Here is a 13562-nt window from a genome sequence, read left to right on the forward strand (position 1 = left end):
TTGCAGCGCTATTTTGGGTAGTTTGGTGATAAGCTAAGCCCATCAAGATGGGGAAAATCCATGTCCGGTCTTAAAGAAGATATCTATGAACATGCATCAGCTATTTACGAAACGGTTGCTGATGAATTAAAGAGCTGGTTTGGTCTATTAAAAGAGATTTGGCCACTCGTATTATTATTAATTTTGGCCTTCTCCCTATTGGTCTGGCTTGCAAAGCCAGCCCCTCCCACAAAAGTCTTAATGGCTACAGGTACTGGGGGATCCTATAAAGCCCTCGGTGAAGAGTATCAAGCTTACTTCGCAAAGAAGGGCATCAAAATAGAGTTAATTCAAACCCAAGGATCAATAGAGAACTTAGAGCATTTAATTGATCGTAAAGATCCTATACAAGCCGCTTTAGTGCAAGGCGGCATGATTGCATCAGATCATCTCTCTGGCGTTGAATCCTTAGGCAGTATTGATTATGAGCCGGTTTGGATTTTCTATCGAAAAAAGTTGTTTGACGAAAAACAAAAAATTCTGGACCGGGATATCATCAAACTCAAAATTGCAATAGGACCAATCGGTAGCGGAACCCATATTCATGCCTTGAAGATGATGGAGGTGAATAATTTACCCGCTAACTCACCAAATCTTTTAGCACTCTCTAATGATGAAGGTGTAAACGCACTCGAGAAGGGTGAAATTGATGCAGTAATATTAGTGGATGGATTTAATTCCAAAAATGTGCAAAGGCTGATTCATAATCCAGATCTTCACTTAGCCAGCTTCCGTAGGGCTGATGCGTATACTCGTCTGTTCCCCTATTTTGAAGAGGTAACAGTTCCCATGGGTGGATTTGATTTAGAGAAAAATATACCAGATCACGCTATACAGCTGATATCAACGACAACCAATTTATTGATAGACAATCGACTGCATCCTGCCATTCAACTATTGTTTTTAGAAGCTGCCAAGGAAATCAATGGGGTGAAATCCTATTTTGCCAAGGCAGGAGAGTTTCCGGCTTACATCAATTCAGAGGCGCCATTAAGTGCCGAGGCCAGATATTTTTATCAAAACGGTACACCACCCCTAATGAAGTATCTCCCTTTTTGGGCGGCGGAATTTTTAGAGCGGATGTTCTTCTTAATATTGCCATTTGTAGCACTCGCATTTCCCATTATTAGGTCTATTCCTAACTATCGACTGAATCTTGCTCGGAAGCAGATTAACAGTGTCTATAAGCAGTTGGCTGAATTTGAGAAAAATACGATCGCTACGTTTGATCCACGCCGTCGTGATGAATACATCGAGGTGCTTAATGGGATGGAGCGTCAAGTATTAAGTTCGAAAGCCGCAATGCTGGCTACTGCTGACTGTTATAGCTTAAGAAATAATATTGAATTTATTCGCAATGCTCTACAGAGACAGATGATATATAAAGGTAGAGAAGGTGAAATGAGTTCGAGTTAACCTAATATTCTCATTGAAAAATCGACCGCACTAACATCCTTAGTTAGCTTGCCAAGCGAGATGCGATCAACGCCTGTCGCTGCAATGGCGCGCATCTGATCTAAGTTAATACCACCAGAAGCTTCTAATAATGCACGACCCGCTGTAAAATCTACCGCTTGTTTCATTTGATCGGTATTGAAGTTATCAATCAAAATACTTTTTGCTCCAGCTGCCAAAGCTTCTTCCAATTCAGCAAAGGTTTCTACTTCGATTTGTATATCCACTCCAGAGTTCAAAGCTTGCGCAGCTTTCAGGGCGGCAGTCACACCTCCCGCTGCAGCGATATGATTTTCTTTGATCAAAATGCCGTGCCATAAAGCCAGGCGTTGGTTTTGGCCTTGACCAACTCGAACAGCATACTTCTGCGCTTGACGCAATCCAGGAATAGTTTTGCGTGTATCCAATACAGCACAGCCATTGGGATTGGGGCTGGATCCAGCAATCGCGTCTACGTGTTGACGGGTAATACTGGCAGTCCAGGAAAGCGTTTGCAAAAAATTAATGCAAGTGCGTTCTGCAGAGAGTAAGGCTTGTGAGTCAGCCTGGATATCGCACACTTTGCTATCAGCCTTCATGCGATCACCTTCAATGTAGTACCAGGTTACTTTCGCATTGGGATCTAATTTCTTCAGCGTACCTTCGAACCAATCAACGCCACAAAGTACTGCTTGCTGACGGACAGTGAGTTGGGCCTGAACTAGCTTACTCGGTACGAGTTTTGCCGTCCAATCACCAGTGCCAATATCCTCCATCAGGGCATCATGAATATTGCGTTGACGTGCTTGCTCTAGGGATTCGTTGTATTCAAACATATCAATAAGAGTAACAAATTAGGCTGCGCCAATATTTTTAACAAAGCCGTGTTGTGCTTTAGCTAAGAGGTCTGGATGATTTTTAGTGAAGTCAAGCATACGTTCAATACAACCGAGCGCCTCAACCCGAATCGGTTCATCAATGAAGATTTCACCAGAGGCATTTTCAAGACAATCCAAGATCCCCTGTAAACCATTCATGGCCATCCAAGGACAGTGGGCACAGCTCTTACAGGTGGCGCTATTGCCGGCAGTAGGTGCCTCAATCAGTTTCTTATTAGGGGCTAGTTGTCGCATGCGATGCAAGATGCCATTGTCAGTAGCAACAATATATTCAGTAGCAGAGCCTTCAACGACCGCCTTAATCATGGCAGACGTAGAGCCGACCACATCAGCGAGATCGACTACGGCTTGAGGGGATTCAGGGTGTACCAACACCATGGCATGCGGATGAGCTGCCTTGAGTATTTCTAATTCAACTGCTTTGAATTCGTCATGCACGATGCAGGCACCATTCCATAACAACATATCAGCACCGGTTTGCTCTTGAATATATCTCCCCAAATGGCGATCGGGGGCCCACAGAATTTTTTTGCCCGCCAATTTCAGTTGATGCACGATCGCAAGAGCACATGAGCTCGTTACCATCCAATCCGCTTGGGCTTTTACTGCAGCACTGGTATTGGCGTAGACCACGACCACACGGTCTAGATGCATGGCACGGAAAGCAGCAAAATCAGTCGCATCGCAACCCAAATCTAAAGAGCAGGTTGCCTCTAGATCTGGCATAAAAACCCGTTTTTCTGGACTCAGAATTTTGGCTGACTCACCCATGAAGCGCACGCCAGCAACAATCAGATTCTTGGCAGGGTGATTTTTGCCAAAGCGCGCCATCTCTAAGGAGTCGGCAACATAACCACCAGTCTCCAATGCCAAATCTTGAATATCGCCATCGACATAGTAGTGAGCGACAAGAGCAGCATCTTTTTCAACTAATAGTTGCTTAATACGCGCAGTTACCGTAGCCTTTTGAGAGCCAGCAAGGTGGGGCGGAACTTTTGCCCAGGCCTGGGCAGTACAGGTTACGCCAGCTGAATCTTGCTGAGGGTAATCAAAGACGATTGGGCTACTGACAGTTGAATTCATCAGAAATTTTAGTCGAGTCTTAGAAGGTCTGCTAAGGTCTGCTGATTAAAACGATAACTTTGCATCTGGCTTAGCAGCCAGTAAGACAGCCTTAAACTCTGCCTGAATCCGCTGGATAGCTTCTTCGCTATCGGCTTCAAAGCGCATTACTACCACCGGAGTGGTGTTGGAGGGCCGGGCAAGGCCAAAACCATCTGCGTACTCGACGCGCACACCATCAATTGTGTTGATGGATTGTGAGGTAGGGAACTTGGCATTTGCTTTAATTGTTTCCAATAGAGCAAATGGTTCGCCTTCAGCGCAAGCAAGTTGTAATTCTGGGGTGCAAATTGCATTTGGTAAATCATTGAGGGTTTGATTCGGATCCTGCTCTTTAGAAAGAATCTCCAAAAGACGTGCACCTGTGTACAGACCATCATCAAAACCAAACCAACGGTCTTTAAAGAAGATATGACCAGACATTTCACCTGCAAGCGGTGCACCGGTTTCTTTGAGCTTGGCTTTCACTAGCGAATGACCCGTTTTCCACATCAAAGGTTCGCCGCCATGCTGTTTAATCCAAGTGGCTAGGTTACGGGTGCATTTGACGTCATAGATGATTTGACCGCCCGGGTTGCGAGACAGGACATCTTTGGCAAATAGCATCATTTGTCGGTCTGGAAAAATCACTTGACCATCTTTAGTGACCACACCTAAACGATCAGCATCGCCATCAAAAGCGAGTCCGAGCTCATTGTCAGTGGTTTGTAAGTTCTTGATGAGATCTTGTAAGTTCTCAATATGGGCTGGATCAGGATGGTGATTCGGAAAATGGCCATCTACTTCACAAAAGAGTTCTTGTACTTCACAGCCGAGTGCCCTAAAGAGCTTGCCAGCAAAGGCACCCCCAACACCATTACCGCAATCCACGGCAATCTTCATGGGGCGAGCGAGTTTTATATCGCCGACGATGTACTGGAGATACATCGGGAAGATATCAAAGGTAGAGCGAGTACCGATTTGATTAGATTCGCCAGTAACAAATTGCTTGGCTTCAATACGTTTACGCAAAGCCTGAATCTGCTCACCATAAATTGCTGCACCACCTAATACCATCTTGAAGCCGTTGTAGTTCGGTGGATTATGGCTACCCGTAATCATTATTCCGGACTTCGGTTTTTTGCCATCTAGTATTTGGTTAGCAGCAAAGTACACCATTGGCGTTGCCACCATTCCTAAATCAATGACATTGATACCAGTAGAGAGAAGACCTTCAGTGAGTGCTTCAATCAATACAGGACCAGATAAGCGGCCATCACGTCCAATAACAATTTCGATTTCACCAAGCTCACGCATCTCAGTACCAAAAGCCTGACCAATCAACTTGGCAATCGATGGGTCTAATGTTTCATCAATAATGCCGCGGATGTCATAGGCTTTGAAAATTGAAGGGGATAGTTTCACGTTAATTCCTGGTGGTATTAATGAGCAATTTCGATGATTGAATTTAGGCCTTCACAAGCCTCCTGAAAAACAGCAGGCGGCAGACTCTTCCATGGATGAGGTCTTGCAGAGCGCAAGCGCCAATCAAAAGACTTTGGTTGGTGTGTCAGGATAAATACGGGCTCACTTCGACCTATGGAAACTTTGATTGCAAATGGATTGGTTTCATTCGACTTTGCATGCGTCATAGGGAGACCAATAACTAGACCAGTTTTTTCATTAAATGCTTTAGGTGAGATGACGAGCATGGGATGTTCATCTTTCATTTCTTTGCCCAATTGGGGATTGAAGTTAATCCAAATCATGTCTCTACGCTCAGGAATCCAAGCCTTCAATTTTTCTACCATTAAATAATTTCTTTCCCAATGGGTGTTGGTGTCATTACTTCGCCGCCATGTGTCTCTGAATCGAAGATTTTTAGCTTTTGAGAGAGGCTCAGTTTAGGCTTACCAATTACCCTGAGTAAAACACCATCTTTAACAACCTCGACTGAAATAGGGACTCCTTGAGAAAAATGGGCAGCTTTAGCCACTGGTGAGGTGATTCGAACACCAAGACCATTCCCCCATTCTTGAATGGTTTGCTCTACCTTCAGTACTGGAGCCATAGGCACCCCCTAGTTAAATGTTTATACAAGTTTAAACAACTTGTCTGGCAATGTCAAGTTGATCACACTTAGGTGGATTACTACCCTATGAATTCAATAAATTAATACGTGCTGCGGTTACTGTATCAATGTCATCATCAGCCTGGATAGGATCAGAGCCGCTCACCAGCGCCTTCTCAATTGGTTTAGCAAGAACTTTGCCGTATTCAACACCGGGTTGATCAAAGCTATTGATATTCCAGAGAGCACCCAGTATGGCCGCACGGTTTTCATAAAGCGCTAAAAGAGCGCCTAAATAGAAAGCATTGAGTTCGGGTAAGAGTAATAGGTTACTAGGACGATTTCCGGGATAAACATGATTTGGGTTATCAGCAGTTTTACCGTGTGCCAATGCCTGAGCTTGAGCTAGGCAATTCGCTAGTAGGATACGATGATGTGCAATAGCCTCGGGACGCTCACTCATCGGCTTGCGAACTGCTATGAAGTCAATCGGGATGATTTCTGGGCCTTGATGAAGCAGTTGGAAATAGGAGTGCTGAGCATTACTACCAGTGCTTCCAAAAACGACTGGTGAGGAATACTTCACCGGCTTGCCGTTACGGTCCACACTCTTACCATTACTTTCCATATCAAGTTGTTGTAGCCACTTCGGAAATGCATCCAAGGCATCCGCATAGGGAATAGCTGCATATGCTGTAATGCCCCGTTTTTGCTGTTGATGTAACAAGGCTAAGGCCATAATCACTGGAAGATTCTCTTCTAGTGGCGCATTCTTAAAATGTAAATCCATTGCGTGTGCACCAGCTAAAAACTCTTCAAAGGTTTTGAAGCCAAATTGCAAGGCAATGGGCAAGCCCACGGCTGACCAAACAGAATAACGGCCGCCAACCCAATCCCAAAATGGATAAATGTTGTCTTCCTCAATACCAAACTCTTTAGCAGCAGGCACATTGGCAGTTACTGCAAATAAAGAATTCGCTATTTGCCCCTTTGTACAGTTATTATCTTTAAGCCAATTGACCACGGCTTTTGCATTCATGGTCGTTTCAAGAGTGGTAAATGACTTTGAAACAATAATGACGCGGGTGCTATTCGGTTGCGCCCGATCCAGAATGCGGGCCAGCTCGGCAGTATCAATATTGGCCAAGAAGTGCATGCGCATGCCACGACTTTCAATGCCGGGAACATGGGCCAGAGCCTCAATTGCTAAACGGGGACCAAAGTCCGAACCCCCAATGCCAATATGAATCACATCAGTAACGCCAACCCATTTATTACAAAGGGCATCAATACGACGCCAAACATCTGCGACTGCTGGCATGACATCTATGCCATCTAGAAAGACAGGGGATTTAGAAAGATTGCGAAGTGCAGAATGCAATGCAGGGCGATCTTCACTTAAATTGATATGCTCTCCTGCAAACATATCAGCAATAAACTCTTTTACCTTAGATTTTTTGGCTACCGAAAACAGCTTTTTCCATTCTGCCGCATCAATATTTTGATAGGCGGTGTCGAGTACTACGTCAACTGCCGTAAAGGTGCTGTTAGTTGGGTTATCTGGGTTTTGCAGGGGTCTAGAGGGCATTCCTTGATTCTATCAATAAGTACTCTAATACCCACTAAAACACTAAAAATGTTACGATTTCAGTATGTTGCTACCTAAAAAAACAAAGCGAGAGTAGTAGATGGAGCAAGTTGATTGTGTCGTAATCGGGGCTGGGGTGGTTGGCCTAGCCGTTGCCCGAGAAATGGCGCTTCAGGGTCGAGAAACGATTCTACTTGAACGAGAAAATGCCTTTGGTACCGTCAGCAGTGCTCGTAATAGCGAGGTGATTCATGCGGGCATTTACTATCCAAAAGATTCTCTGAAGGCAAAACTGTGTGTGGCAGGTAATCGACTTCTCTATGAGTACTGTCGCAGCCATCAAGTGGCCACTCAGCCCTACGGTAAATTGATTGTTGCGACTGATGAAAATCAGATTGATGCTTTGCAAGCCATTCTCTATAAAGCCCAAAATAATGGTGTGCCAGAGATTAAGCTCATTTCCGGTGATAGAGCAAAACAGCTTGAGCCAAAACTGAGTTGCTCAGCAGCGATTCTTTCTGCAAGTACGGGTATTGTGGACAGCCATGCTTTCATGCTTTCGCTCCTGGGAGGCTTTGAGGATGCGGGCGGCATGATTGCTTATCAATCGCCACTCATTAGTGCAAAGCCAATTGGATCTGGTGCGCAGGGTGGTTTTGAATTAGAAATCGGCGGCCCCGATGGTATGAAACTTCACACCAAGTTACTGATGAATTGCGCCGGTATGAGCGCGCCAGCAGTAGCGCAACAGATTGAAGGCTTAGACCCAGAGCAAATACCCAAAGCGTATTTCGCGAAAGGAAATTACTTTTCCCTCTCAGGAAAATCACCATTTACTCACTTAATCTATCCCATTCCTGAGCCTGGAGGTCTGGGTGTACATCTCACTCTAGACATGGGTGGTCAAGCGAAGTTTGGGCCAGATGTAGAGTGGCTTGAGATTGATGCTGAAGAGCAAATTGATTACACCGTGAACCCAAAGCGGGGAGATGGATTCTATGAAGCCGTGAGACGCTATTGGCCAGACCTCAAAGACAATAGCTTACAGCCAGATTATTCAGGCGTCAGAGCCAAAATTGTCCCGCCTAGTAGCCCAGCCGGAGACTTCTGTTTCAATACGCCACAAGATCACGGCCTTCAAGGCCTCTATAACTTATATGGCTTTGAGTCCCCAGGATTAACATCCAGTATTGCCATTGCTCAGTATTTGGAGGAGAAAATTAAAAGCGCCTAGTTTTTTAATAAAGAACTTCGAAGGGGTTTAGTAATTGAAGTTTGAAGCGCTTAAAGTCTTTGGTATTTCGCGTTACGACTATCAAGTCTTTTTCTATCGCTGTTGCGGCAATCATCGCGTCTTCCCTAACGGTATTTGTTTGGCTGTGCATCAATTTCGCCCAAAGCCTAAAAGTAGAGCCGGTCATTGGCAATACATTGTGAATATTGGCAATACTTTGCAGCCATTGCTCTAAGGTTTCAGCTTTCTTTTTATCTTGTGTACGGGTAAGTTCAATACCAGTTTGAATCTCACCAATAGATACTGCAGAAATAAATAAATCTTGTTCAGTAATGTTTTTGTACCACTCCAAGACCCCACCATGTGGTTTAGGCCTGCGCAATTCGGAGATGATATTGGTGTCTAGTAAATACATGTGCTAGCTCAAAGTTTGATCGGTTTGCGAGATAGGCCTTGGCCACGTTTTGGAATGACTAATTCACCCCGCGCTTCCTCTGATAGAAGAAGTGATTTGAGTGATGGCCTCGCCAATTTTTTCAATGTATTCCACTCCTTTATGGTGATTAGTACTGCAGTCTCATGACCGCGCTTAGTGACTACTTGAGGTCCTTCGGCAAGACATGCATTCAGAAGCTCGCTAAATTTTGCTTTGGCATCCTGTACAGCCCAGTGGTTATTCATGGCTATTTCTCCTGACTAGATACCTGACTAGTTTAGCAGAAATCATAAGCCTTAGTACTCCTTTATATAGACACTTTCAGAACCTCAAAAGACAAGAAATGGGATTTTTATGAAGGACTGGACCGAATTACTTATAATCGAGGGCTTAAATCGCAAATGGAAGAGTGGCAGAGCGGTTGAATGCACCAGTCTTGAAAACTGGCGAGGATGAAAGTCCTCCGTGAGTTCGAATCTCACCTCTTCCGCCAAATCATCAATGGGTACAACAAGGATTTGCATCAATACAGCGCTTTTGTTAGCAAAATCCTTAGCTAAGCCATCCTGCGGGGGCTTTTTCATTGGCGACAGTCCAATTTTCACCAATAAGCCGCATTGGCACAGCACTAGGTATCTATCTATATCTATATATCGATAACTAGCCTATAAAGAATAAGTCATCATGACATCGAGTTTTCCGGCTTACAAATGGAGATACACCATGCTAGTACAGATGATCTTAGTCCTTGAACAATAAAATAATGTATTTGAAGTGCGCTGCTAGGAGTATTCAGCGACTAGCCAGATATCTTTGCTACTTTATTAGCTTTGTAGTTTTGAGTACTGCAAATTCAATTTGTAATGCCCAATCTAGATTTGAAGGATTTTATGGTCAAGTTGGGTTTGGCTATGAGAGTACGGGGTTTTCAATCCTTAATGTAGTTGATACTCTGCCTGCTTCGTCCTATCCACCCAATGGCGTTTCTATTCCAAGGCCTAATCCAGTAATTAATAATTCTACTGGGTTTGCAGGAACCGCAACTTTGGGATACACATATGCCTTAACAAATCAATTCTTATTGGGCGTTGGCGCGGAATATAGTCCATTAGGTCAGTCTACTCAAAATATTACTGATGCTGGTGTTATGGGCACAATTGCAATGACAAATTCATGGAATTTATTTTTAGCGCCTGGCTATGCCATAGATGACGATAAACAAATATATACAAAATTTGGGTATTCGAGGGCAAAAATAACGAATAGTGACGCCGCCTCTGGAAACCAAACTTCTACTTTGTTATCAGGCTACTCGCTTGGACTTGGTTATAAACAATTCTTGGCTAGTCACTGGTATGGTTTTATTGAGGCTAATTTTACAGCTTATAGAAACTACGAAATTTCGGCTCCTGAACCTTTTAGTTACCAAGGCGTAGCCTACACTACAGGCACCAATAATAAATCTCTTGGAGCACATTCGTCCAATGCTTTACTCGGTATCGGCTATAAGTTTTAGATGAGATTAAACCAATCAAGACCAACTTATATTACCTATAAAAAATGACATGTTTAATTCTTGGATAACCAGTCACCTAGACCTGATTAAGTTTGTCCCTTATTTTCTTTCAGTTGGGGTTATTTTCTTTTTTGTCATTGGCTGGCGTTATGGAAAATTTGTTATCCGAAACGCAAAGGGCCCAATCATTAGTCATTCCATTGTCTCGGCTATCTTTGGACTTTCGGCATTAGTGCTTGGCTTTACCTTTTCTAATGCCGCTAATCACTTTGGTGATCGCATTAGTAATATCCGTTCTCAAGCAGCGAGTCTTGAACAGGTATATATTTCGACTGCCTATTTAAATGCACATGATCGTGCTGAAGTCCAAAGTTCATTGCGCGAACTGTTAAAACTGCGTTTACAAGAATTTCAGAGCGCTAGAACTATGGAGGACTTAGATGCTAATTTGCAACTCGTCATTACCCAGTTGCAAAAGGTCAATGAACAAATTACATTGGCAATTCTCAGGGCTCCCTCAAACACCAAGGAGCTAGCTGACAAGATCTTAAGACCACAGATTGCAAACTTAGTGGATGTGATTAACGTGGGCATTCTGAATGCAAAGAATCATCCTCCGTCAATTGTTCAGCAATTCCTGTTTGCATTGCTGTGTGTCGGCGCTCTTCTGAGCGGGTATGCAATGGCAATTGAAAAAGAAGAGGATTTGCTATTAACGGGGATCTATCTAGCCCTTACGGGGTATGCCTTATTTATCATCTTTTCTCTAGAATTTCCTAACCAGCTATTTAACTATGATGCGGTGAACTCGGATTTGCTCAGATTACAAAGCGTGATGCAATAACTAACCCCACTCGTTTTGCAGGGGATAACCCTCAGTTTGGATTAAATAGTTCACAAAGGCTTTGACCTATATCTCTAAGCTGGGCATTCTAAACACAGCAGACCTCGCCCATGGGTTTAATAGTTGATCAGTGAAACTTGCAGTACTTTGCTTAGAGCTATTTATGTAACTTAACAATCATTGACTTGGAGATTCGGAATGAAAATAATCAAGATAGCAACAGTCGTATTGTGTTTATTGCCGATAGCTGGGTTTGCCCAACAAAAGCCGGCTACGGATTCAAAAGCTGCAGCTGCACAATTTAAAGCTATTGATAAAGATGGTAGTGGCACCATTTCTGCTGCAGAGGCTGAGGCAGCCGGAATGTCTCCTAAGACATTCAAAAGAATTGACGTGAATGGCGATGGCTCCGTATCCCAGAGTGAATTTATTGCAGCCTTGGCGGCTGGTTACTCTACCGGTGGGGGTAGGTGGGAATAAGTTCTTCGGACCAATCTTTTTAACTGATTAAAATTGGAAATGATCCGCTCGGAACGAATACCAGGACTTTAAGGATCTAGTACACTGCGTCAATGTGCCGCTAGTCTTCCATAGAGAGAATTTGGAAATGAAATACACCATTTTTAATAAACCCTTGTTGATGATTACAATCTTCTTTGGTTTGCAAGCCAACTTATATGCAGCAAATGATGCAGTAGCCCGTGGGGAATACATTATTCGGATTACAGGCTGCAATGATTGTCATACGCCAGGCTATGCAGAAAAAGGCGGAAATATTCCCACTAGCCAATGGCTGACTGGAAATCCAGTTGGCTTTAAAGGTCCCTGGGGAGTTTCCTATCCTGCCAACTTACGATTATTTATATCGAATTTAACAGAAGAGCAATGGGTTAATTTTGCAAAAAATATGCAGGCCAGGCCTCCGATGCCTTGGTTTTCCTTGCAGATGGTTTCTGAGTCAGATTTGCGAGCTACCTATCAATTTGTGAAGTCTTTAGGCCCTGCTGGCGTTCAGGCGCCAAATTTTGTTCTGCCTGATGGAGTAATCAAAACTCAATATATTGATTTTGTACCCACCTCAGCCAAACACTGGAGTGGCTTTTCTCATATCACTACCAAGTAATTTTTGCAGGCCTAGTGTGAGACTTTAATTGGTTAGGCTGTAAACGCTCCACCAGCCTCAAGCGCTTTGAGTTCTTCACCAGCAATCCCGAGCTCAGCCAACACTTCACTTGTATGTTCTCCTAATAAAGGAGGATGTTTACGCACTTGCTGTGGAGTGCCCATCATCTTCACTGCAAAGCCAATATTAGGTACCTTACCTTCAATGGGATGATCAATCTCCATACGCATTTGGCGGTGACGACCATGCTCACTATCAAATGCTTCTGGGTAAGTATTGATTGGACCTGCTGGAATACCGGATGCCAAGAGATCATCAACCCATTCGTGAGTAGATTTAGCGGCAAAAGTTTTTTCTAATTCAGTAGCAAGCTCTAGGCGATTAGCGAGGCGGAGGGGATTAGTTTTAAAACGCGCATCGTCAAATAATTCCGAGCGATCAATCTTGTCGCAAAGCAGTTTCCATAGCTTTTGGTTGGTAGCACCCATCACAAAATACCCATCTGAGGCTTTCATAGCCTGATAGGGCGCACTCATATGGTTGGCAGTGCCTAATTTATAGGGCTCTACCCCAGTACCCCAATACTGTGCCGTATCCCAAATAGAAAATGCCAAGGCAGAATCAAAGAGTGAGGCATCAATAAATTGTCCTTCGCCGGTTTTGGTTTTACCAATGTAAGCAGACAAAATTCCGTAAATAGCAAAGAGCGCGCAACCAATATCAGCAACAGGGACACCAGCTTTTACTGGAGGCCCATCTGGGTAGCCGGTCACACTCATGACTCCAGACATTGCTTGTGCCATGAGATCAAAGCCCGGACGATCTGCCCATGGACCCGTTTGTCCAAAGCCAGAGATGCTGGCATAAACCAAACCAGGATTGATTGCTTGCAAAGAGGGGTAATCAATCCCCAGTTTTTTCATGACGCCTGGACGATAATTTTCAACGAGGATGTCTGCTGTCTTTACTAATTCAAAAAAGACTTTCTTGCCGGCAGCGGTCTTGAGGTTGAGTGTTAGACTTCGTTTATTGCGGTTCATATTCAAAAAGCCCATACTGTCTGAGCCTTTCATTTTGAAACCCATGGCTCCACGAGTCTGATCACCTGTACCTGGAGGCTCAATCTTGATGACGTCTGCACCTAAGTCGGCCAAAAGCATGCAGCAGTAGGGGCCAGCCATGACTTGGCTTACATCTAGAACCCTGACGCCAGACAGGGGCAGGGGTCTAATAGCGTCATTAATAGGTGTTTTCGTCATTGTCTCGATTTTTTTATC

The 13562-nt window shown here is 44.0% G+C and carries 15 protein-coding genes and 1 tRNA gene; 7 read left to right on the forward strand and 9 right to left on the reverse strand.

The genetic code is table 11. From position 1 onward, the window contains the following. Positions 1-60 precede the first annotated feature (60 nt). A complete protein-coding gene (locus ICN45_RS00270; RefSeq protein WP_216171915.1) occupies positions 61-1455 on the forward strand; it encodes a TAXI family TRAP transporter solute-binding subunit in 1395 nt (464 codons plus the stop codon). Here ICN45_RS00270 and nadC read toward each other — a convergent pair. The 6 genes from nadC to pgi form a co-directional block, all read right to left on the reverse strand. Beyond that, the gene (gene nadC / locus ICN45_RS00275; protein ID WP_216171917.1) at positions 1452-2309 is read right to left on the reverse strand and encodes a carboxylating nicotinate-nucleotide diphosphorylase; all 858 of its coding nucleotides are present in this window, start codon (positions 2307-2309) and stop codon (positions 1452-1454) included. The genes ICN45_RS00270 and nadC overlap by 4 nt on opposite strands. An 18-nt stretch (positions 2310-2327) precedes the next feature. Next, positions 2328-3455, reverse strand: a complete 1128-nt coding sequence (gene nadA, locus ICN45_RS00280) for a quinolinate synthase NadA (protein ID WP_216171919.1) — start codon at positions 3453-3455, stop codon at positions 2328-2330. Between the two features lie 45 nt (positions 3456-3500). Continuing rightward, a complete protein-coding gene (locus tag ICN45_RS00285) occupies positions 3501-4898 on the reverse strand; it encodes a phosphomannomutase/phosphoglucomutase (RefSeq protein ID WP_216171921.1) in 1398 nt (465 codons plus the stop codon). 17 nt (positions 4899-4915) lie between these two features. Next, entirely contained in the window at positions 4916-5284 is a 369-nt protein-coding gene (locus ICN45_RS00290; RefSeq protein ID WP_216171923.1) for a type II toxin-antitoxin system PemK/MazF family toxin, read from the reverse strand. After that, positions 5284-5544 (reverse strand): AbrB/MazE/SpoVT family DNA-binding domain-containing protein, encoded by a 261-nt coding sequence (locus ICN45_RS00295; RefSeq protein WP_216171924.1) that lies wholly within the window; start codon positions 5542-5544, stop codon positions 5284-5286. Before ICN45_RS00295 ends, ICN45_RS00290 begins: the two co-directional genes overlap by 1 nt. A gap of 85 nt (positions 5545-5629) precedes the next feature. Beyond that, positions 5630-7132 carry a glucose-6-phosphate isomerase gene (pgi, locus tag ICN45_RS00300; protein WP_216171926.1) on the reverse strand — a complete coding sequence of 501 codons (1503 nt, stop codon included), beginning with the start codon at positions 7130-7132 and terminating at the stop codon, positions 5630-5632. A 100-nt stretch (positions 7133-7232) separates the two neighbouring features. On the opposite strand from pgi, the gene ICN45_RS00305 reads away from it, so the two are divergent. Beyond that, positions 7233-8366, forward strand: a complete 1134-nt coding sequence (locus ICN45_RS00305) for an NAD(P)/FAD-dependent oxidoreductase (protein WP_216171928.1) — start codon at positions 7233-7235, stop codon at positions 8364-8366. Between the two features lie 4 nt (positions 8367-8370). Here ICN45_RS00305 and ICN45_RS00310 read toward each other — a convergent pair whose 3' ends face one another. Beyond that, a complete protein-coding gene (locus ICN45_RS00310) occupies positions 8371-8781 on the reverse strand; it encodes a type II toxin-antitoxin system VapC family toxin (RefSeq protein WP_216171930.1) in 411 nt (136 codons plus the stop codon). 8 nt (positions 8782-8789) lie between these two features. Beyond that, the gene (locus tag ICN45_RS00315; RefSeq protein WP_216171932.1) at positions 8790-9047 is read right to left on the reverse strand and encodes a type II toxin-antitoxin system Phd/YefM family antitoxin; all 258 of its coding nucleotides are present in this window, start codon (positions 9045-9047) and stop codon (positions 8790-8792) included. A 158-nt stretch (positions 9048-9205) separates the two neighbouring features. Between ICN45_RS00315 and ICN45_RS00320 the strand changes: the two genes are divergently transcribed. The 5 genes from ICN45_RS00320 to ICN45_RS00340 all read left to right on the forward strand — a co-directional run bounded on the left by ICN45_RS00320 (position 9206) and on the right by ICN45_RS00340 (position 12285). Then, a tRNA-Ser gene (locus ICN45_RS00320) sits at positions 9206-9295 on the forward strand. Positions 9296-9640: 345 nt separating this feature from the next. After that, positions 9641-10318, forward strand: a complete 678-nt coding sequence (locus tag ICN45_RS00325; protein ID WP_216171934.1) for an outer membrane beta-barrel protein — start codon at positions 9641-9643, stop codon at positions 10316-10318. A gap of 49 nt (positions 10319-10367) precedes the next feature. Continuing rightward, positions 10368-11162 carry a hypothetical protein gene (locus ICN45_RS00330; RefSeq protein WP_216171936.1) on the forward strand — a complete coding sequence of 265 codons (795 nt, stop codon included), beginning with the start codon at positions 10368-10370 and terminating at the stop codon, positions 11160-11162. Between the two features lie 198 nt (positions 11163-11360). Then, positions 11361-11642 carry an EF-hand domain-containing protein gene (locus ICN45_RS00335; protein WP_216175554.1) on the forward strand — a complete coding sequence of 94 codons (282 nt, stop codon included), beginning with the start codon at positions 11361-11363 and terminating at the stop codon, positions 11640-11642. Positions 11643-11769: 127 nt separating this feature from the next. Next, positions 11770-12285 (forward strand): hypothetical protein, encoded by a 516-nt coding sequence (locus ICN45_RS00340; RefSeq protein WP_216171938.1) that lies wholly within the window; start codon positions 11770-11772, stop codon positions 12283-12285. Positions 12286-12317: 32 nt separating this feature from the next. On the opposite strand, the gene ICN45_RS00345 is transcribed toward ICN45_RS00340, so the two are convergent. Then, positions 12318-13544, reverse strand: a complete 1227-nt coding sequence (locus ICN45_RS00345; RefSeq protein ID WP_216171940.1) for a CaiB/BaiF CoA transferase family protein — start codon at positions 13542-13544, stop codon at positions 12318-12320. Positions 13545-13562: the final 18 nt, after the last annotated feature.

The sequence above is a fragment of the Polynucleobacter alcilacus genome (assembly GCF_018881545.1).
Lineage (GTDB): Bacteria > Pseudomonadota > Gammaproteobacteria > Burkholderiales > Burkholderiaceae > Polynucleobacter > Polynucleobacter alcilacus.

Coding starts and splice junctions, on each gene's coding strand:
- ICN45_RS00270 (WP_216171915.1), top strand. CDS start 61: ATGTCCGGTCTTAAAGAAGATATCTATGAACATGCATCAGCTATTTAC.
- nadC (WP_216171917.1), bottom strand. CDS start 2,309: ATGTTTGAATACAACGAATCCCTAGAGCAAGCACGTCAACGCAATATT.
- nadA (WP_216171919.1), bottom strand. CDS start 3,455: ATGAATTCAACTGTCAGTAGCCCAATCGTCTTTGATTACCCTCAGCAA.
- ICN45_RS00290 (WP_216171923.1), bottom strand. CDS start 5,284: ATGGTAGAAAAATTGAAGGCTTGGATTCCTGAGCGTAGAGACATGATT.
- ICN45_RS00295 (WP_216171924.1), bottom strand. CDS start 5,544: ATGGCTCCAGTACTGAAGGTAGAGCAAACCATTCAAGAATGGGGGAAT.
- pgi (WP_216171926.1), bottom strand. CDS start 7,132: ATGCCCTCTAGACCCCTGCAAAACCCAGATAACCCAACTAACAGCACC.
- ICN45_RS00305 (WP_216171928.1), top strand. CDS start 7,233: ATGGAGCAAGTTGATTGTGTCGTAATCGGGGCTGGGGTGGTTGGCCTA.
- ICN45_RS00310 (WP_216171930.1), bottom strand. CDS start 8,781: ATGTATTTACTAGACACCAATATCATCTCCGAATTGCGCAGGCCTAAA.
- ICN45_RS00315 (WP_216171932.1), bottom strand. CDS start 9,047: ATGAATAACCACTGGGCTGTACAGGATGCCAAAGCAAAATTTAGCGAG.
- ICN45_RS00330 (WP_216171936.1), top strand. CDS start 10,368: ATGTTTAATTCTTGGATAACCAGTCACCTAGACCTGATTAAGTTTGTC.
- ICN45_RS00335 (WP_216175554.1), top strand. CDS start 11,361: ATGAAAATAATCAAGATAGCAACAGTCGTATTGTGTTTATTGCCGATA.
- ICN45_RS00340 (WP_216171938.1), top strand. CDS start 11,770: ATGAAATACACCATTTTTAATAAACCCTTGTTGATGATTACAATCTTC.
- ICN45_RS00345 (WP_216171940.1), bottom strand. CDS start 13,544: ATGACGAAAACACCTATTAATGACGCTATTAGACCCCTGCCCCTGTCT.